Below are 19,419 nucleotides of genomic sequence, written 5' to 3' on the forward strand. Positions count from 1 at the left end.
GTGCGACGGAACGCGGCAGGGCGGCGGCACGGCTGGACACGGCACCGGCACGTGCGGTGACACCCTTGGTGAAGCCGGGGTGACATCGTGGTTACACGTGTCAGTGAATCGTGTAACCACTGTGTAGCATTGGTTTCCAGCCATCCGCTAGCCCCTGGGCGCAAACGGTCTGGAAAGATGCCACGGCAATGTCTCAGTCATCGAAGCCGCCGAAGCCCCCCACGCCGCCGTCACCGTCGTCGGTGCCCGTACCGACCAGCGCGGACGTGGCCCGTCTCGCGGGAGTGTCGCGCGCGACGGTCTCGTACGTCCTGAACAACGCGGAGGCCGTACGGATCAGCGAGCCGACCCGCCGCAAGGTGCGGGAGGCCGCCGAGGAGCTCGGCTACGTCCCCCACGCGGCCGCCCGCAGTCTGCGCGCCGGGCACACGCGCATCGTGCTGCTGCCCACCTCGCACGTGCCGATCGGACCGCTGTACAGCACCTTCCTCAACGAGTTGCAGTGGGCGCTGCGCGGCCTCGACTACACGGTGGTCCAGTACGGCAGCCTCGGCCTCAGCGGTGACGAGGCCGCGCGTGCCTGGGCCGAACTGCGGCCGGTCGCGGTGCTCTCGCTGGGGGAGATCACCCTGTCCGCGCACAACGTCGCCACGCTCAAGCGGGCCGGAGCGCGCGCGGTGCTGACGATGGGGCCGGAAGCCGTTGCCGGGGCCCACGCGCTGGTCATGGACCAGGCGGAGGTCGGCGCGCGGGCCGCGGAGCACTTGCTGGGCCGGGGCCGGCGGCGGATCGGCGTGGTCGTTCCGGAGGAGGAGGGGCTGGGGCTGTTCTCCACGCCCCGACTGGAGGGTGCGCGGTCAGTGGCCGGGGCGGAGGTCGTGGCCCTGCGGATGGCTTACTCGGAGGAGTCGGCGGCGGCGCTGGCCGAGCGGTGGGCGTCGCTGGGGCTGGACGCGGCGTTCGCGTACAACGACGAGTACGCCATGCTGCTGATGCGGGCCTTCCAGGACGTGGGGCTGCGGGTGCCGGAGGACGTGGCCGTCATGGGCGCGGACGACCTGCTGATCGGCCGGTTGCTGCGGCCGAGGCTCAGCACGGTGCAGATCGAGATGCCGACCGGGGAGCGGCTGGCGGCGCTGGTGGACCAGGCGGTACGGGAGCCCTCGGCGGCGGTGCGGAGGCATGACCTGATGGCTGCGGTGGCGGTGCCGCGGGACTCGACGTGAGCTCGTAGCTCTGCTCCGGGCGGCTGGGCACCCCGGCGCCGGGCCGCCGCTGAGGGACTCCGTCCGGGTGGGGGAGCGGGCCGCTCCTTCCGGCTGCGGCGCCGTGGCCGCGCCTCGAACTCCGGCGGGGCTGGAACGAAGCGCGGGGCCGCGTCGCGGTTGTGTGCGGCGCCGTTCCCGGGGGCCCGCCCCCGGACCCCCGCGCCTCAAACGCCGGCGGGGCTGGGTGTGGCCGGGGGCGGCCTGTACGTTTGAGGCGCGGGGTCCGGGTCGCGGCCCCGGCGCAGGTCGGGGCACCGATGAGGGCCGGGGGCCGTTGACAGCGGGGTCGGGGGGACGGAGACTTCGGGCGCGCCCCACCGGGCGCGGGCGGAGCGTGCGCCGGGCCGGACAGTGGTGTCGGTGTGCCGCGCCGCCTCCCGCTCGCCTCGGAGGGACTCCATGAGCATCCGTACCGTCCGCGACGTCTACGTCGTCGACGCCGTCCGCACCCCGATCGGGAAGTTCGGCGGCGCCCTCGCCGGGATCCGCCCCGACGACCTGGCCGCCCACGTGGTGCGCGCGCTCGTGGACCGTACGCCCGCACTGGACCCGGCCCGCATCGACGACGTCGTCTTCGGGGACGCCAACGGCGCGGGCGAGGACAACCGCGACGTGGCCCGCATGGCGGTGCTGCTCGCCGGGCTCCCGGTGACCGTGCCCGGGGTCACCGTCAACCGGCTCTGCGGCTCCGGGCTCGAAGCCGTCGTCCAGGCGGCCCGCGCCATCGCGCTCGGCGACGCCTCCGTCGCCATCGCAGGGGGTGTCGAGTCCATGAGCCGGGCCCCCTGGGTGGTGCAGAAGCCGGAGCGCGCCTTCCCCGCGGGGCACCAGCAGATGTGGTCCACCACGCTCGGCTGGCGGATGACCAACCCCCGCATGCCCGCCGAGTGGGCCGGTTCGCTCGGCGAGGGCGCAGAGCTCGTCGCCGACAAGCACGGCATCACCCGCGAGGCGCAGGACGCCTTCGCGCTGGAGAGCCACCGCAAGGCGGCGGCCGCCTGGGCCGCCGGGCAGTACGACGCCGAGGTGGTTCCTTACGCGGGCGTGGATCTGCTGCGCGACGAGTGCATCCGCGAGGGTTCCGGCCCGGAGGCGCTCGCGCGCCTGAAGCCCGCCTTCCGGAGCGACGGCACCGGCACGGTCACGGCGGGCAACGCCTCGCCGCTCAACGACGGGGCCGCCGCACTGCTGTTGACGGACGAGGAGGGCCTCGCCGCCACGGGCCGGGAGCCGTTGGCCCGGATCAGCGCGTCGGCCGTCACCGGGATCGAGCCCCAGCTCTTCGGTCTGGGGCCGGTGGAGGCCGTCGAGCGCGCGCTCGCCAAGGCGGGGCGCGGATTCGCAGATCTGGCCGCCTTCGAGCTCAACGAGGCTTTCGCCGCGCAGGCGTTGGGCTGCCTCGCGGCCTGGCCCGAGCTGGATCCGGCCGTGGTGAACCCGCGTGGCGGGGCCATCGCGATCGGGCACCCGCTCGGCGCTTCGGGCGCCCGGCTGGCGGGTTCGGTGGCGCACCAGCTCGCGGCGGCCGGATCCGGTACCGGGATCGCGGCCCTCTGCATCGGTGTGGGGCAGGGCATCGCCCTCGTTCTGGAGCGCTGATCCAGTGATGCGCTGAGGCGCCGGCTCCGGGCGGTCGATCATTTCCGGTCATGGTCGGGCGGCAACTGCGCTACAAGTGAAGAGAATTGATGCCTCCGGTGCGGTGGGGTGGCACGATGGCGCGTGCTGCCGCCCCCCCCGCCACGCTCCCCGCATCCGGAGGCCCCGCGCCATGCCGCTCCTCGATCCGACGCTCTGGCAGGACGGACCCACCCTCACCGGAGGCACCGCCCCGGTCGTCGAACCCGCCACCGGCCAGACCCTCGCGACCATCGACCTGGCCGCTCCGGCCGATGTGGCGGAGGTCGCCGTACGGGCCCACGCGGCCCAGCGGGACTGGGCGCGGGCCACCCACCTGGCGCGGGCGGCCGTGCTGCGCCGGGCCGGTGACCTGTTCACCGCCCACGCCGACGAGCTGCGGGACTGGCTGGTCCGGGAGTCCGGATCCATCCCCGGCAAGGCCGACTTCGAGCTGCACGTCGCCGCGCAGGAGTGCTACGAGGCCGCGGCCCTGGCCTCGCGTCCGGCCGGGCAGGTGCTGCCGAGCGAGGCGCCGCGACTGTCCTTCACCCGCCGCGAACCGGTCGGTGTGGTGGGGGTGGTGGCACCCTTCAACGCACCGCTGATCCTCTCGATCCGCTCGGTCGCGCCCGCGCTCGCCCTCGGCAACGCGGTGCTCCTCAAGCCGGACCGCCGTACCGCCGTCAGCGGCGGGCTCGCACTCGCCGCAGTCTTCGCGGCGGCCGGCCTGCCGGGCGGACTGCTGCACGTCCTGCCCGGCGGCGCCGAGACGGGCGCGGCGGTGGTCGCCGACCCCCTGGTCAGGGTGGTGTCGTTCACCGGGTCCACCGCGAGCGGCCGGGCCGTCGGCGAGCTGGCGGGCCGTCACCTCAAGCGTGCGCACCTGGAGTTGGGCGGGAACTCGGCGCTCGTCGTGCTGCGCGACGCCGATGTGGCGGCGGCCGTCGCGCAGGCCTCCTGGGGCTCCTTCTTCCATCAGGGCCAGATCTGCATGACGGCCGGCCGGCACCTCGTGCACGCCTCGCTCTACGACGAGTACGTGGAGCGGCTCGCCGCGCGCGCGGAGGAGCTCGCGGTCGGGGACCCGTACCGCGAGCGGGTGCACCTGGGGCCGCTCATCGACCGGTCCCAGCTGGACCGGGTGCACGGCCTGGTGGAAGCCAGCACCGCACAGGGCGCCAAACTCGTCACCGGCGGCGCCCACCAGGACCTCTTCTACCGGCCGACGGTGCTGGCGAACGCCGGTGACGACAGCCCCGCCTATGCGGAGGAGGTCTTCGGCCCGGTGGCGCCCGTACGGTCCTTCGCGACGGAGGACGAGGCCGTGGAGCTGGCCTCGGCCGGCCCCTACGGGCTCTCCCTGGGGATCGTGACCGGCGACGCGGCACGCGGGCTGGACCTGGCGGGGCGGATCCCGGTCGGGATCGCGCACGTCAACGACCAGACGGTGAACGACGAGGCGGTGGCCCCCTTCGGCGGAGTCGGCGCGTCCGGCACCGGCGCCCGCTTCGGCGGCGAGGCGAACCTCGACGCCTTCACCGAGCTGCGCTGGACCACGCTCCGCGCCACCCCGGGCGGGCATCCGTTCTAGGGGGTGCCGTCACCTTCCCGTCCCCCGCGTCGCCTCCGCGTCCCCTACCTCCCCCGTCTGCCCGGAATCCTCGGTGCGCGCGGCGTCCGAGATCTCGAGGAACCCGCGCCCAGGGAACCGGACCGGATCCGCCAGGGCCTCCTCGTAGGCCGCGCGCGGGAACACGTACGGTCCCAGGGCGAGGACTCCCCACTCGGGGCGGTAGGGCTGGTGGAAGCCGGACCAGGCGACCGTGTGCGCCGTCACGGTGACGGTGGCCATCATGGGGTGGCTTCGGCGACGAGGGTGTGCAGGTCTGTACCGTCGATCCGGACGCCCCAGGCCGCCCGGCTGCGTTCGTCGCCGGGGTGCGGCCGGCGGAGGAACTCCACGGTATGGGGCGAGGCGGCGCCGGTGGCGTCGTCGGGGGAGACGGGGCCTGTGTCGGTCATGGGGGCCATTGTGTGCGGCGGACCCGGGCAAAACCGGGTGGAGCGGGGCAGAATCGCCCGGCCGAGTCGCCGTACGGGCTCGCCGGGCGCGGCCAGGAATGCATCGAGCCGGTAGTTCGTTCAGGGAAAACAAGCAGCTCAGGGAAACGAGCGGCACCGCACTCTGGAGGTCTGGAATACCGTGGCTACTGTCGAGCTCACCAAGGAGAACTTCGACCGGACGGTGAGCGAGAACTCGTTCGTCCTGATCGACTTCTGGGCGGGCTGGTGCCGTCCCTGCCTGCAGTTCGCCCCGGTCTACGAGAAGGCCTCCGAGGCCAATCCCGACCTGCTCTTCGCCAAGGTGGACACCGAGGCGCAGCAGGAGCTCGCGGCCGCGTTCCAGATCAGCTCCATCCCGACGCTCATGATCGTCCGGGACCAGGTCGCGATCTTCTCGCAGCCCGGCGCGCTGCCCGAGGCGGCGCTGACGGACCTCATCACCCAGGCCCGGGCCCTGGACATGGACGAGGTGCGGACGAAGATCGCCGCCGAGCAGGGCGGCGCGGCGGCCGGCGAGCCCGGCACGCCGGACGCCTGATCCCGGCACGCCGGACGCCTGATCCCGGCACGCCGGACGCCCGATTACGTGACGGGCCCCCGTCGTGCCGTGAGACTGGCCCGATGAGCGAAGCGGTGGAGTACGACGTAGTGGTCCTCGGCGGGGGCCCGGCCGGCGAGAACGTCGTGGACCGGACCCGCGCCGCCGGGCTGAGCACGGCGCTGGTCGAAAGCGAGCTGGTGGGCGGCGAGTGCTCGTACTGGGCCTGCATCCCCAGCAAGGCGCTGCTGCGCCCGGCGCTGGCCCGGGCCGACGCGCGCCGGGTGCCCGGTCTCGCGGGGTCGGCGGCCGGTCCCCTGGACGCGGAAGCGGTGTTCGCGCACCGCGACTACTGGACCGGGAGCTGGAAGGACGACGGCCAGGTCGACTGGCTGGAGTCGGTCGGCGCCCACGTGTACCGGGGCCACGGGCGGCTCTACGGAGTCCGCAAGGTCGCCGTCACCAGCCCGGAGGGGGAGCACTACGTGCTCTCCGCCCGGCACGCGGTCGTCGTCGCGACCGGTACCCGGGCCGCCGTCCCGGAACTGCCGGGCATCGAAGGCGCCCGCCCGTGGACCAGCCGCGAGGCCACGTCGGCTCAGGCGGCGCCGGACCGGCTGCTGATCGTCGGCGGGTCGGTGGTGGCCGCGGAGATGGCCACGGCCTGGCAGGCCCTCGGCTCCCAGGTGACCGTGCTCGTACGGGGCTCAGGGCTGCTGCCGCGCATGGAGCCCTTCGCCGGGGAGCTGGTCGCCGAGGCGCTGCGCGCGGCGGGCGCGGTGGTGCGTACGGGCGTGGCCGTCGAGTCCGTCGTACGGGACGGCTCGACCGGGCCCGTCACCGTGGTGCTCGAAGGCGGCGAGACGCTGGAGGGCGACGAGCTGCTGGTGGCGACGGGGCGCACCCCGCGCACCGAGGACATCGGGCTGGACACCGTCGGGCTCACCCCGGGCGGGTGGATCGCGGTGGACGAGAGCTGCCGGGTCCCGGGGATCGACTGGCTGTACGCGGTCGGCGACGTCAACCACCGGGCGCTGCTCACCCATCAGGGGAAGTATCAGGCCCGGATCGCGGGCGCCGCCATCGCCGCCCTCGCGGCGGGCAACGCACCACTCGACACCGGCCGTTGGGGCGCACACGCGGCGACCGCCGATGCGGAGGCCCTCCCGCAGGCCGTGTTCACCGACCCGGAGGCCGCCTCGGTGGGCCTGACCCTCGCGGAGGCGGAGCGCGCCGGCCACCGGGTCCGGGCCGTGGACTACGACCTCGGCAAGGTGTCCGGAGCGGGCCTGTACGCCGACGGCTACCGGGGCCGGGCCCGCATGGTGGTGGACCTGGACCGCGAGGTCCTGCTCGGCGTCACCTTCGTCGGGCCGGGCGCGGCCGAACTCCTGCACGCGGCGACCGTCGCGGTCGCGGGCCAGGTGCCGATCGAGCGGCTGTGGCACGCGGTTCCGGCGTTCCCGACGATCAGCGAGATCTGGCTGCGGCTGCTGGAGGAGTACAGGGGGTAGCTAACGCCGCTCATTACAAACAGAGGCGTTGGGCGGGGTCTCGCGAGAAGACTGATCGCCTGCACCCATGAGGGTGGTCCCGGGCTCGATCAGGTATCGCCGTTCCTGCTGCGCAAGGCAGTGGGAGGATCGGAACCTGAAAGTGGAGCCGGATGGACCGTCAAAGCTGGCCATCCGTGCAGCCCAGTTGGTGACCGGCCGCAGGGGCGCCTTCGATGGTGTTGCGGTCGTAGTGGACCTTTTGGACAGTCACCGGGCTGGTGCCGAGCGCGACGTCGAAAAGTGCGTCATGTCCGGTAACACGTTCGAGACGGGCTCCCGGAAGGGCAGTGGCGAGGGTGGTCGCGCCGTATTCGGCGCCCGGGGCGTAACGGATGACGGGCGGGCCGGCGGGGCGTGTGGCCGGTGCAGTCGCGGAGGTGTCGGTGACCTGGAAACCGGCGGCTCGCAGAGCCAGCGCCACAGCGGCGTCGTCTACGCGGGCTTGCACCTTTTCCGGTCTGGCGGGCGTACCGGATGCCGGCTGGATGCGGGTGTCGCCTGTGATGGGCTTGTCTGCGGCGAGGGCGGACCACAGTGCGTCGGAGCGGGTTTTGTCCCACAGCAGCGTCGAGCCGACTCCCGGGACCCGGTGGTCGAAAACGCTGATCGGGACGGTGGCGAACTCCCTCTGGCTGGGCTTGAGCCGACCCAGGGCCCATCCGATGCGGACCAGATCCTCCAAGCTGGTCCCGGGGTCGGTGCGGACGGACTTCAGCAGGGTGCGCGCGGTCCGTGCGGCGGCGAGGGGGCCGGAGAGGGCATCACGGGCGGTCAAGCGTGCAAGAAGGTCGGTGGTGAAGCGCTGCTGCCGTCGGACGCGGCCGAGATCGCCGGGGTTGTTGATGTGGCGGGCGCGGACGTAGCGGAGGCTGCCCCGGCCGTCGACCTCGTGGACGCCGGTGGTGATGTCGAGGCCGGAGTTGACGTCCTGGAGTGGCTTGGTGGTGCAGATGACGGCACCGCCAAGGGAGTTGACTGCTTGTTCGAAGCCGGTGAATCCGGTTTCGAGGTAGTGGTCGACGCGCAGACCTGTGACCTTTTCGACGGTGCGGATGGTGAGGGCGGCCCCACCGATGGCATAGGCGCCATTGATCTTGCCTGAGCGAGCGGGCGTCTTGTCCTCGGGGTACGTGACGTAGGAATCACGAGGGATGGAGACGACACTGGCGCGCCGTTCGTCGGCGGACACGTGGACGAGCATCATCACGTCGGTGCAGTTGCACCCTTTGCCGCCGACGTTGAGGCGGTTCTTCTCGGCCTTGGACAGGCCTGCCCGACTGTCGATGCCGACGACGAGGACATTGGTACCCGCCCCCGGTGTGCGGGCGGATGTGGGGTGGGCGGCGGGGGCGAGTGCGGTGAGCGTGACGAGGGTGGAGAGGACGACGAGAGAGGTACGGAGTCTGCGCATGACGGCCTTTCGGGGTGTACACGGCTTCGCGGAGTCCGGGTTCGGGCCGGGGGGAACTACGGGGCGGGTGTGGCGGCCGCCGGGCTTGCCGGGTAGTGGCTGGCCACGTTGTCGGCCGCCGGGCGGCAGGTCCCGGCCGGGCCCTGCGCGAAGGCGCGTAGGACGTTCTCGGTGACGACGCGGGTGAACGCGCCGGCCCGCGCGTCCAAGCCGTGGTGGGTGGCGCCGCCGGGCCCGCCCGCGTCCAGTGCCTCGACCCAGCGCATGGTGCCGGTGGCGAAGACTCCTGCACCGCCGGGCAACGTCAGGTAGGCCGAGTTCGCGTGGGCCCGGCGTCCTTTGCACACCACCGGGGAGTGCGAGAGGATCTCGATCGGTCTCGGGGTGGGATGTCCGGCGTTGACCCGGTCGTACTCGATCCCGACGAGATGGGGGAAGGACTCGCCGAGCCGGGCACCGGTCCCCGCGAGCAGCCAGTGGTGGGGGTGGGTGACGACGTAGGGGGCATCGACCGGGTAGCCGTCATAGATGACTCCGAGGAGCTTGCTCTCGGCGTCGGCCGCCGGGGAGCGCCGGAAGTCATTGGTCGGCGGTAGTCCGCGCCGGTAGCCCGGGTCCCGGGCGTAGTCCTCCTTGTAGCAGACCACGATCCGGTGGGAGCCGAGCGGGGAGGGCTCGTAGCGGATGCGGCGATAACAGCAGTTGGCGCCCAGGACCGCCAGATTGGTACCGGTGTCTCGCGCGGTGGCTACATGAAGCCGTTGCTCCGGGCTCCAGTACTCGTCGTGTCCCAGGGAAAGGACCGCGGCCGCCCCGAGCAGGAGTTGCGGGTCTCGTGCGATGTCGAGTCCGGTGGTGTAGGCCAGGGCAAGGCCCATGCGTTCGGCAAGTGCGACGAGCGGGGCTTCGTAGACGAGGAACTGACCGGATCCCCGGCCGCCGGCATAGGGGCGGTCGAAGGAGACGGTCAGGGAACGCGAAGCCTTCTTCCCGGTGGTTCCCTTGTAGAGGTCGGCGCCGCCCCAGCGGTTGTACGCCTGCCAGGTCGCCACGGAGTTGACGATCGCCAGGCGGCCGGTCGTGGAGGCGGAGCGGATGGTGAGCGGTACGTATCGTTGCGCACGGCCGTCGCCGGTTTCCAGGCGCAGGAGGTAGCAGCCTTCGGGCCAGGTGGCGGTGTCCAGCCGGGCGGAGGGCTGCCAGTCGGCGTGGGTCATGCGGGTCTCGGCGTCGGCACGGGCCCGGGGCTGCACGGCTCCGGGCAGCGGCGAGGACCGCCACACCAGGCGCCCCCGGGTGCCGCCGTACCAGCCCATGCGGAACGCGGAGATGGTGTAGCTGGTCGCGGTGGTCGATACGTGCAAGTCGACTGGTTCGCCGGGCAGAACGCTGACCCGGCTGGCGAAGCCCTCGATGTCCCCGGCCGCTCCCGTACGGGTCACACGCCAGTCGGCCATGCCGGTGAGGGCGTTCTCCGCGGCCACGTCAAGGCCGCAGCGCGGGACGGCGTGTGCGGCGACGGCGGCGCCAGGGAAGCGGGCGGCACCCAGGGACGCGGCGGCGAGTGCGAGGAGGCGTCTGCGGTCGGTCGAGAGGGGAGGAGGGCCCGTCCCCGCGCCTTCGGCCGCCTGCGGCTGCTCCATTTACCTCTCCCGGGTACCTTTTCCGCTGCCTGACTCCTTCGTAGCCAACACCGCGGCCTCTTCACGAAAGAGGCTCGCCGTCGAGGAGGGATCGGCCCCTGGAAGAGTCAATGCCGCTGATCCACACGGCCCATCGGCGGTGTGCTCCCAGGGGCATGCGGATCCGGCAGTCCGCGCTGCCGACCGGATCGCCCTGTGCTTGAGCGGCGCTCCGAACCTCACCGACCTGAAGTAGAACGTGTGGTTCTCCGTCTGCGCGCCGATCGCTACTCGCTCGCCGGAGCAGAACGCGCCCTGGTACATCGTGGCTTCGGTGTCCGTGTAGTTCATGGCGTTCTGCACCGCGTCCGGAGGCTGGGCCTCGTCTGCAACGATCGAGGCGTCGATGCACACTCCCACTCGAGGATCAACGAGGGTCGCCGTGTAGTCGCCGTGGCCATGCATCGTGTAAGCGAACTGGAACTCCCCCACCGCTCTGACGACCGGCTGACCGGCTACCGAGGACCACAGTGCTGACGCGAGCGTCGTGCCGGCCAGCAGGAGACGAAGATGCACGACATTCCTTTCACGGGGTGGTGAGGACCGCCGCCCACGATCACGCCCATGCGCGGCCTGGCGGTGCCGGATGGGTTGACACCCGGCCGACAGCCTTGCCCGGAAAGCAAAACCCTACGAGGAGCGCTGACGCCGGCCGGGGCGGCGCGCCATCTACTCGGGACCGGCGCCTGCCCAACAGAAAATGCCGCCCGCACCGCGCCCCGGGCCAGCCTGGTGACTGCCCAAGGCGCACTCCGCCATCGGCTACGTTCGTGCTTTACGGCGGCTGCTGGAGGAGTACCGGGGATAGTCGCGGGTGGCGCTCGAACAGGCTGCCCGTGACTACCGCGAGGGCCAGGAGCTGAGGCTCCGGGGCGAGGCTCCCGGCGCCTCGGTACACCCGTGCCCCCCGGCCCACCCCGCTCACCCCTCGGGAGCGGGGGCTGGAGAACCCGCCACCAGGGCCTCCACCTGGGGCCGCAGCGCGGGCTCCGCGCACAACGCGAAGTGGTCGGTCCGCCGCAGGTCGAACACACCCCGCACACCACGCCGTCGCGCGTGCGCGACCAGATCGTTGAAATGCGTCTCGAAGCGCGTGGAGAAATGGATCCGCACCGGCCCCCCGCACACCGACCGCAGCCGCTCGCACCGGTGCACGAACCGCTCGTAGCACCCCACCTCCTCCGCGTCCTCCCACACCTCGCCGGCATGCCGGCACACCTGCGCCAGGTCCTTCCCGGCGATCCGGTGCAGGTAATCGCAGACGTTCGCGAGGGCGTCCAGGTCCCGGGTCCCCGCCACGATCCCGCGCAGCGCCGCCGCCGGATCGGACAGGTCCAACCCGGCCAGGGCCCGGGTGACGGGGAGCGTGGACCGGTTCATGTTCGGATCCAGCAGCAGCACCCCCGCGAGCGAGGGCCGCTGCTCCGGATGCTCCGCCCACTGCTCGGCCAGCCGCAGCACCGTGTCGGCCCCGTACGAGAACCCCACGAGCACGAGCCGCTTGCCCGGGTGGCGCCGGGCGAGCGCCCTGATGGCGCCCGCGATCAACTCGGTGTGCGTGGTCAGGCCGATCGGCCGGTAGCGCGCGTCCCGCGCCTCCTCCGGATGGTGACCGAACGCCGTCAGCGCGACGGTGTGCGGCCGGGCCGAGGCCATGTACGGGCGGAACTCCGAGGCGTCCGTGCCCAGGCCGTGCAGCAGGACCACCAGGTCGCGCGAAGCCGTAGCCCGCTCCAGGTAGCGCAGCCGGCGGCCGAAGACCATGTGGTCCGCCGGCAGGTCCACGTCGAAGTCGTCGGCACTGATCTCGAAGGAACCCTCGACCACCACCGGCCCCGCGTCCCGGCCGCCCGAACCCGCCCTGGCGCCGCTCCACCACCCGAGGCCGAAACCGGCGCCCGCGGCGAGGAGCGCGACACCGGCCGGCGCGGCGGCGTGCGCTCCGGCCCAGGCGAGCACGGCGCGGGCCTCGTCAGCGTAGATCCCGATCAGGATCCCCAGTGCGCCCCCGACCGCGGCCAGGGCCGCACGCACCCGGGTCACCATGCCCGTCGCCGGGCCCGGGCCCGGAGCCGTCATCCCGCGCCCCGCGGCCCCGCCGACGCCCGCACCCCTGTCCGTTCCCGCACCCCGCCACCCCGTCCTCCGCGCCCCGCGGCCCCGTCGCACCGGTGTTCGCGTCCTTACCCCCGGGGCGGGCGGGCGAAGCACTTCCGGTTCCCGTGGCCTGAGGCGGGCAGGTCGGCGGGCCGGGACAGGATCCGGTCGCTGCCGTGCATACCGTGGTCGGCGTCCCGGAGAAAATCTTCGGGGCCGTGTCGATTCGACCGCGTCCCGTTCGTCGTCATGGTGTACGGCGACTCGCCGTGCGAGGGAACGACAGGACCTGACAGGAGCCGGACCATGAAGTACATGCTGCTGATCAACGCTGGTGCGATCGGTGAGGACGGCGGGGCCGCAGAGTGCACCGTCGAGGACTGGATGGGCTACGACAAAGAGGTGAGGGAGGCGGGGATCTGGGTATCCGGTGAGTCGCTCGCGGACCTGGTCACCGCCACGACGGTGCGGGTCGGGCAGGACGGCAGGCGGGCCGTCACCGACGGGCCGTTCGCGGAGAGCCGCGAGGTTCTCGGGGGCTTCTACGTCATCGACGTACCGGACCTGGACCTCGCGCTCGACTGGGCCGCCCGCTGTCCCGGCGCACGCGGCAGCGGATCGGTCGTCGTCCGTCCGATCGCCGACTTCGGAGTCTGACGGTGGGGGACGAGGGGATCGCCGGCCGCGGCCCGTCCGTCGGGTCGTTCCACCGGTCTTCCGCCAGGTCGTCCGTGGAGGCGGTGTTCCGTGAGGAGCGCGGCCGGCTGCTCGCCTCCCTCGTCCGTCGGTTCGGCGATCTCGACCTGGCCGAAGAGGTCACCTCCGAGGCCGTCGAGGCGGCCCTGGTGCACTGGCCGGTCGAGGGCGTTCCGGCCAGGCCCGGGGCCTGGCTGCTCACCACGGCCCGGCGCAAGGCCGTCGACCGCCTGCGGCGGGACCAGGCGTACGCCGCCCGGCTCGCCGTCCTTCAGGTGGAGGCGGAGCGGGCCGATCCCGCCCCGCCCGCGGATGCCGACGGCGAGTTGCCCGACGAGCGGTTGCAGCTGTTCTTCACCTGCGCCCACCCGGCTCTCGCGGCCGAGGACCGCACGGCGCTCACCCTGCGCTGCCTGGCAGGTCTGACGACGCCCGAGGTGGCGCGTGCCTTCCTGGTGCCGCCCGCAATGATGGCGCAGCGGATCGTGCGGGCGAAGAAGAAGATCCGCGAGGCGCGCATCCCCTTCCGGGTGCCCGGCGCCGACGAGCTCCCCGAGCGCCTGCCCGGGGTGCTCCAGGTCGTCTATTCGGTCTTCACCGAGGGGTACGCGGCCAGCTCGGGCCCGCAGCTGCAGCGGCTCGACCTCGCGGAGGAGGCCATCCGGCTGGCGCGGATCCTGCGCCGGCTGCTGCCCGCTGAGCGGGAGGCCGCCGGTCTGCTCGCGCTGATGCTCCTGATCCACGCCAGGCGCGAGGCCCGTACCGGCCCGGACGGCGAGCCCGTGCTGCTCGACGACCAGGACCGCGGCCGCTGGGACCGGCCGATGATCGAGGAGGGCCGTGGTCTGGTGGTCTCCGCGCTGACGGGTGGACCACCCGGCCCGTACGGGGTGGAGGCCGCCATCGCCGCCCTGCACGACGAGGCCGCAGACCTCGCCACCACCGACTGGCCGCAGGTCGTCGCGCTCTACGACGTACTGCTCGCGCTCACTCCGTCCCCCGTCGTCGCACTGAACCGGGCGGTGGCGGTGGCCATGCGCGACGGCCCGCAGGCCGGCCTGGCCCTGCTCGACGACCTGGCCGGCGAGCATCAATTGCGAGGCCACCACCCCTACCCGGCCGCCCGAGGAGACCTGCTGCACCGGCTCGGCCGTCTGCCCGAGGCCGCCGAGGCCTACCGTGAAGCGCTCGACCTGGCCGGTACCGAACCCGAACGCGCCCACCTGCGGCGCAGGCTGAACGCGGTGCTGCCGACAGGACCGGACGGTGGAACCGGTACCTGACTGCGCAACACCGCGCCCGCCGGCGTCCCCCGGCGCGGGCCGCTGTCACTGTTCGGCGAGGAAGCTCATCACGGCGTCGGCGGTCTCCTTCGGATGGGTCAGCAGTCCGCCGTGCGCCGCCCCGGCCACCTGCGCGAAGCGGCCGTCCGGCAGGACGTCGGCAGCCGCTCGGCCGGCGTGCGGCGGGAAGTACAGGTCGTGTTCGAACGCCACCACCAGCGCCGGCACCCCGATCCCGGCGAGGGCCGCCATCCGGTCCGGGTCGCGCAGCCATCCCCAGGACGCGGCGGCCTGGCCCGCCTCGCCGTCATGTGAGGCCCACACCGACTCCTGCCCGCCCAGCAGCTCCCGCCAGACGGCGACCTGCTCCGCGTCGTCGCGCAGCACCCGCGGTGGCAGCGTGCTCAGCAGCGTTTGCAGCGCCGCGTACGCGGGCGGCAGGTGTCCCAGCAGCCCGATCAGCTCCGCCTCCGCCTCCAGCACCGCGTCCAGTAGCCCCCGCAGCGGCCCCGCCCCGCCCATCAGCACCAACGAGCCGACCAGGTCCGGCCGCGTGCGGGCGAGCAGTTCCGCGGTGAAGCTGCCGAGCGAGTACCCGACGACCACGGCCTCCGCGATGCCCAGGTGGTCCATCAGCCCTGCGAGGTCACCGGCCAGATCGGCCATCGCGTACGGTGCGGGCGGCGCGGCCGACGGAGCCACCCCGCGCGCCGCGTACGTCACCACCTCGAACCCCGCCGTCGCCAACGCGCCGCGCAGCCCGCACAGCTCCCACGTCACGGGCGGCATCCCCGTGCCGCCGGCCAGCACGACCGGCCGACCCCGTCCCGCGCGCTCGTACGCGATCCGCACCCCGTCCACGACCACCGATTCCACGTGCGCCCCCTGGTCCCGTGTGTTTCCTTCGGGGCAGGATGACCGCCGCAGATACCAGAGTCCATGCCTCACGGACCCGCCCGTCCATCCGAAAGAGCCGGCCTAGTGCTGTGACCGGAAAGGTTCACCGTGTCACGGCGCCCGGCACGGCACCTCGCCGCGTTGTCGGACCATGACGGTACGTCCAGTACGAGTCGCGGTCCTCCGCCTTGCGATGCACCGCACCGGACACCGCGACCCGGCAAACCTTTCCGGCCACAGCACTAGTCGGCCCGTCGGGCCGTGACCAGGAGGTACTCCCAGTCCATGGCTCCGTCGACGAGGTGCCGCGCGACCAGGTCGTCGAGTGCCGAGTCGAGGGCGGACACCCGGTCGGGTTCCTCGGAGATGAAGCGGTACGTGGCGATGGTCGGCCCGTAGGAGGCCTTGAAGTACTCCCGGAACTCCTCCGGCCGCGCGAACCGGTCCACGCGGAGCGTCTGCCGCCGGGCGTCGACGTCGCCCACCCGGTCCCCGAGCAGGGTGCGCACGTGGTCCGGGTCGCCCCACAGGGGTGGCGGCTGGACACCGGGCGGCGGCGGTGGGGCGTAGGGACGCATCGTGGCGAACATCTGCCCGATGAACCCCGCCGGGGTCCAGTTGATCAGCCCGATGGTGCCGCCCGGCCGACAGACCCGGACCAGCTCGTCGGCCGCCTCCTGGTGGTGCGGGGCGAACATGACGCCGACGCAGGACATCACCGTGTCGAACTCGCCGTCCGCGAAGGGCAGGGCTTCCGCGTCCGCTTCCCGCCAGTCCAGCCGGGCGCCGTGCGTCTCCGCGAGCCGGCGGCCGGCCTCGAGGAGCTCGGGCGTGAGGTCGGAGGCGATGACCTCGGCGCCGAGGAGGGCCGCGGGGATGGACGCGTTCCCGGATCCCGCCGCGACATCGAGGACGCGGTCACCCTGCCGGATGCCGCACGCCCGCACCAGCTCGCCACCCAGCTCGTTGACGATGTTCGACGCTACGGAGGGGTAATCGCCCAGCGCCCACATCGCACGGTGCTTCGCCTTCAGGGCATCCGGGGGTGGATTCTCGTTGTTCATGTCCCTATCACTAGCGTCTGCGCGGGTCCCGGGGAGGGCGACGCCGCGGACGAGTACCCCGCATGGGTGGTGCCGGAGACCACCCGCGCAGTAGTTACCGCCGCCCGGCCGCCCGGCCGCCCGGGGTCCGTGCGCGACGGCTCAGCGCGGCTGTCGGGGCGGTGGGGCCATCGCCCACCGGATCGTACGTGTCAGGGCGTGCCCCGACAGGGATACGCAGGTCTCCACCGGGCCGGTGACGGGGCGCAGGCCGAGCAAATCCGGGGCCCACGGGGGCAGCAGGGCGATCGCGTTCGCGGCGAGCAGGGCGTACGGGGCCCGGGCCGGCCAGGGCAGTGGCGGATGGCGGAGGAGGAAGCGGGCCGCGTCGAGGGCTTCGGGCGTGGCCCGCAACTCCGGCCGGTAGCGCGCGAGCAGGGACAGTAGCGACGCCCGGTCGCGCGGGGGGCTCAGCACGCCGAGAGCCGTAGCCACGCGCGCGGTGTCCGCGACGTAGGCGTCGTATCCGGCCGCGTTCAACGGGTGCGCTCCGAAGCGCTCGTGCGCGCGGAGGAAGCTGTCGACCTCCGCGGCGTGCACCCAGCCCAGCAGGTGGGGATCGGCCGCACGGTAGGGCTCGCCCGCCGCCGTGGTGCCCCGCACTCGTTCGTGGACCGCTCTGACCCTGTTGACGGCGAGCTGTGCGTCCTGAGCCGTGCCGTAGGTGGTGACGGCGAGGAAGGTGCTGGTGCGCTGCAGCCTGCCCCACGGGTCGCCGCGGAAGTCGGAGTGCGCCGCCACGGCGGTCATGGCGAGCGGGTGCAGGGACTGGAGCAGGAGGGCGCTGAGGCCTCCGATGAACATCGAGGCGTCGCCGTGGACCGTACGGATGGGGCGGTCGGGGCCGAACCACCGGGGGCCGGGTGTGGTGTGGATCCGTGCGCGGTTGGCGGGGCCGGACGGTCCCGCCACCCGGCTGAACAGCGTCGCGCCGAGCCGAGCCCGTACGGTCCGGTCTCCGGCAGCGGACTGGTCCATGGTGGTGTCCTGCCCGCCCGGAGCCCGGTTCAATGCTCCGGGCGGCTCCGGGCGGCCGGTGGGGTCAGTGCTGATCGTCCTTGCCGTGGGCGCGGCTGAGCGCTCCGGGCCACCATGCGGCCGGGCCGATGTCCCGCACGAGGGCCGGCACCAGGAGGGACCGGACGACGAGGGTGTCGAGGAGTACGCCGAAGGCCACGATGAAGGCGATCTGGAGCATGAACGCCAGCGGGATGACACCGAGCGCGGCGAACGTGGCGGCGAGGACGACACCCGCGGAGGTGATCACGCCGCCGGTGGCCACCAGTCCTCTCAGCACCCCCTGGCGGGTGCCGTGCAGAAGGGTCTCCTCGCGGACTCGGGTCATCAGGAAGATGTTGTAGTCGACGCCGAGGGCCACGAGGAAGACGAAGCCGTATAGCGGGACGGAGGAGTCGGTGCCGCTGAACCCGAGGAGCCGCTGGAACACGATCGCGGAGACGCCCAGGGTCGCGACGAAGCTGAGGGCGACGGTGGCGACGAGGAGCACGGGCATCAGCACCGAGCGCAGCAGTCCGGCGAGGATGATCAGGATGATCACGAGCACGACGGGGATGATGAGTGCGCGGTCGTGCTCGGCGGTGCGCTGGGTGTCGTACCGCTGTGCGCTGTAGCCGCCGACGATCGCGCCCGCGTCCGGCACGGCGTGGACCGCCTGACGCAGTCGGACGATCGTCTCCTGGGCCGACCGGCTGTCCGCCGGTGCGTCGAGCGTGGCATCGAGGCGGACCCTCCCGTCTGCCACGAGCGGGGGGCCGCCCGCCGGCCCCGGTGCGGTGAGGGGGGTGACGGCGTCGACGCCCTCGGTCCGCTCGGCCGCCCGCATGACCTGGTCGATCCGGTCGGCGTCCGCGATCACGACGGCCGGATTGCCCGATCCGCCGGGGAAGTGCTCGCTCAGGGTCTGCTGGGCGGCCACCGACGGGGCGTCGTTCACGAAGACCTCCTCCAGCGGCACGCCCTTGGCGTTGAGCGTCGGGGCGAAGGCGGCGCAGGCCAGCAGGACGGCGAGGCTGAGGGCCCAGACCTTGCGCGGGGCACGGTCCACCACGGCCGCCACGGTCTTCCAGATTCCGTGGCCGGTGCCGTCGGCGGCGGTGCGGCCGGTCTTGGCGGGCCAGTAGGCGGCGCGGCCGAGCAGGACGAGTGCGGCGGGCAGGAAGGTGAGGGTGCTCAACACCGTGCACACGATGCCGATGGCCCCTACGGGACCGAGGGCGCGGTTGTTGGTGAGGTCGCTCAGGAGCAGGGCGAGCAGGCCGAGGGCGACGGTGCCCGCGCTGGCCGTGATGGGGCCGGCGGACCGGCGCAGGGCCGCCCGTACCGCGGCGAACCGGTCCGGGCGGGCTTGGAGTTCCTCGCGGAAGCGTGCCGCGAGCAGGAGGGCGTAGTCGGTGGCCGCGCCGATCACGAGGATCGAGAGGATGCCCTGCACCTGCCCGTCGACGCGGACGATGCCCCGGTCGGCGAGCGCGTAGACGATCGCGCAGGCGAGCCCCAGGGAGAACACCGCCCCGACGATGATCACCACGGGGAGCAGCAGGCTGCGGTAGACCAGCAGGAGGATCAGCAGGACGGCGACCAGGGCGACGACCAGCAGGAGCCCGTCGATCCCGGCGAAGGCGTCGGCGAGATCGGCCTGGGCGGCCGCGGGGCCGGCCACCTGCGCGACGGTCCCGGGGACCGCTGCCGCGGTCGCCGCGATCTCCTCCAGAGCGCGGGGCAGCTCCTCTCCCAGGTCGGGCTTGAGCTGTACGACGCCTTGGAGCGCCTGCCCGTCGGCGGAGAGGACGGCGGGGGAGGAGCGGCCCGCCGCGAGGCCGGAGTCGCCGAGACCGGCCAAGGCCCGTGTGGCGTCGTCCTGCTGCTGGGGACCCAGCTTCCCGCCCGGCGTCTTCGCGGTCCACACCACGACCGCCGGCAGGCTCTCGTCCTGCCTGAAGGCCTGCTGCGCCTCGACGACCCGGGTGGATTCCGCACTGCGGGGCAGGAAGGCCGTCTGATCGTTGGTGGCCACCTCGCCGAGCTTGCCCGCGTACGGGCCCAGTCCGCCTCCGACGAGCAGCCAGGCGACGAGCAGGACGACAGGGATCAGCCATCGGGTGAACCGTGACGAGGCGGACATGGCGCTCCTGTGGACCTATCTCAACAGTTAACAATCTCAATGACTGAGATATATTAGCGGGG

Annotated in this window: 16 protein-coding genes and 1 pseudogene; 7 read left to right on the top strand and 10 right to left on the bottom strand. The window is 72.9% G+C overall.

The genetic code is table 11. The features are described from left to right. Positions 1–188: 188 nt before the first annotated feature. The 3 genes from AC061S_RS27760 to AC061S_RS27770 all read left to right on the top strand — a co-directional run bounded on the left by AC061S_RS27760 (position 189) and on the right by AC061S_RS27770 (position 4,479). Positions 189–1,226, top strand: a complete 1,038-nt coding sequence (locus AC061S_RS27760) for a LacI family DNA-binding transcriptional regulator (protein WP_478688614.1) — start codon at positions 189–191, stop codon at positions 1,224–1,226. A 441-nt stretch (positions 1,227–1,667) separates the two neighbouring features. Further along, positions 1,668–2,867, top strand: a complete 1,200-nt coding sequence (locus tag AC061S_RS27765) for a thiolase family protein (RefSeq protein WP_478688615.1) — start codon at positions 1,668–1,670, stop codon at positions 2,865–2,867. 172 nt (positions 2,868–3,039) lie between these two features. After that, on the top strand, positions 3,040–4,479 hold the full coding sequence (locus AC061S_RS27770) for an aldehyde dehydrogenase family protein (protein WP_478688616.1): 1,440 nt from the start codon (positions 3,040–3,042) through the stop codon (positions 4,477–4,479). A 9-nt stretch (positions 4,480–4,488) separates the two neighbouring features. Here AC061S_RS27770 and AC061S_RS27775 read toward each other — a convergent pair whose 3' ends face one another. Together AC061S_RS27775 and AC061S_RS27780 are read right to left on the bottom strand one after the other, a co-directional pair. Beyond that, positions 4,489–4,743, bottom strand: a complete 255-nt coding sequence (locus AC061S_RS27775; RefSeq protein ID WP_478688617.1) for a hypothetical protein — start codon at positions 4,741–4,743, stop codon at positions 4,489–4,491. Further along, complete coding sequence (locus AC061S_RS27780; RefSeq protein WP_478688618.1) at positions 4,740–4,910, bottom strand: hypothetical protein; 171 nt, start codon at positions 4,908–4,910, stop codon at positions 4,740–4,742. The genes AC061S_RS27775 and AC061S_RS27780 overlap by 4 nt, the downstream gene beginning before the upstream one ends. A gap of 157 nt (positions 4,911–5,067) precedes the next feature. On the opposite strand from AC061S_RS27780, the pseudogene AC061S_RS27785 reads away from it, so the two are divergent. Beyond that, positions 5,068–5,490, top strand: a pseudogene (locus AC061S_RS27785) (thioredoxin family protein); the annotation flags it as partial. 83 nt (positions 5,491–5,573) lie between these two features. Further along, positions 5,574–7,004 carry a dihydrolipoyl dehydrogenase family protein gene (locus AC061S_RS27790; protein ID WP_478688619.1) on the top strand — a complete coding sequence of 477 codons (1,431 nt, stop codon included), beginning with the start codon at positions 5,574–5,576 and terminating at the stop codon, positions 7,002–7,004. Positions 7,005–7,164: 160 nt separating this feature from the next. Here AC061S_RS27790 and AC061S_RS27795 read toward each other — a convergent pair whose 3' ends face one another. The 4 genes from AC061S_RS27795 to AC061S_RS27810 all read right to left on the bottom strand — a co-directional run bounded on the left by AC061S_RS27795 (position 7,165) and on the right by AC061S_RS27810 (position 12,218). Beyond that, entirely contained in the window at positions 7,165–8,457 is a 1,293-nt protein-coding gene (locus tag AC061S_RS27795) for an LCP family protein (RefSeq protein ID WP_478688620.1), read from the bottom strand. 56 nt (positions 8,458–8,513) lie between these two features. Further along, positions 8,514–10,100: a N,N-dimethylformamidase beta subunit family domain-containing protein gene (locus AC061S_RS27800; protein ID WP_478688621.1), complete on the bottom strand. Its 1,587-nt coding sequence runs from the start codon at positions 10,098–10,100 to the stop codon at positions 8,514–8,516. Then, complete coding sequence (locus tag AC061S_RS27805) at positions 10,101–10,655, bottom strand: hypothetical protein (protein ID WP_478688622.1); 555 nt, start codon at positions 10,653–10,655, stop codon at positions 10,101–10,103. It abuts the gene before it with no gap. Between the two features lie 405 nt (positions 10,656–11,060). Then, a complete protein-coding gene (locus tag AC061S_RS27810; protein ID WP_478688623.1) occupies positions 11,061–12,218 on the bottom strand; it encodes an alpha/beta fold hydrolase in 1,158 nt (385 codons plus the stop codon). Positions 12,219–12,542: 324 nt separating this feature from the next. Between AC061S_RS27810 and AC061S_RS27815 the strand changes: the two genes are divergently transcribed. Together AC061S_RS27815 and AC061S_RS27820 are read left to right on the top strand one after the other, a co-directional pair. Beyond that, complete coding sequence (locus tag AC061S_RS27815; protein WP_478688624.1) at positions 12,543–12,893, top strand: YciI family protein; 351 nt, start codon at positions 12,543–12,545, stop codon at positions 12,891–12,893. Positions 12,894–12,910: 17 nt separating this feature from the next. Continuing rightward, complete coding sequence (locus AC061S_RS27820; protein WP_478688647.1) at positions 12,911–14,215, top strand: RNA polymerase sigma factor; 1,305 nt, start codon at positions 12,911–12,913, stop codon at positions 14,213–14,215. 45 nt (positions 14,216–14,260) lie between these two features. Here AC061S_RS27820 and AC061S_RS27825 read toward each other — a convergent pair whose 3' ends face one another. The 4 genes from AC061S_RS27825 to AC061S_RS27840 form a co-directional block, all read right to left on the bottom strand. Further along, positions 14,261–15,091, bottom strand: a complete 831-nt coding sequence (locus AC061S_RS27825; protein ID WP_478688625.1) for an alpha/beta fold hydrolase — start codon at positions 15,089–15,091, stop codon at positions 14,261–14,263. Between the two features lie 263 nt (positions 15,092–15,354). Continuing rightward, positions 15,355–16,176, bottom strand: coding sequence for a class I SAM-dependent methyltransferase (locus tag AC061S_RS27830; protein ID WP_478688626.1), 822 nt, complete (start codon positions 16,174–16,176; stop codon positions 15,355–15,357). Positions 16,177–16,317: 141 nt separating this feature from the next. Then, the gene (locus AC061S_RS27835; protein WP_478688627.1) at positions 16,318–17,193 is read right to left on the bottom strand and encodes an oxygenase MpaB family protein; all 876 of its coding nucleotides are present in this window, start codon (positions 17,191–17,193) and stop codon (positions 16,318–16,320) included. Positions 17,194–17,257: 64 nt separating this feature from the next. Continuing rightward, entirely contained in the window at positions 17,258–19,357 is a 2,100-nt protein-coding gene (locus AC061S_RS27840) for an MMPL family transporter (RefSeq protein ID WP_478688628.1), read from the bottom strand. Positions 19,358–19,419: the final 62 nt, after the last annotated feature.

This window comes from Streptomyces sp. CA189 (assembly GCF_056428985.1).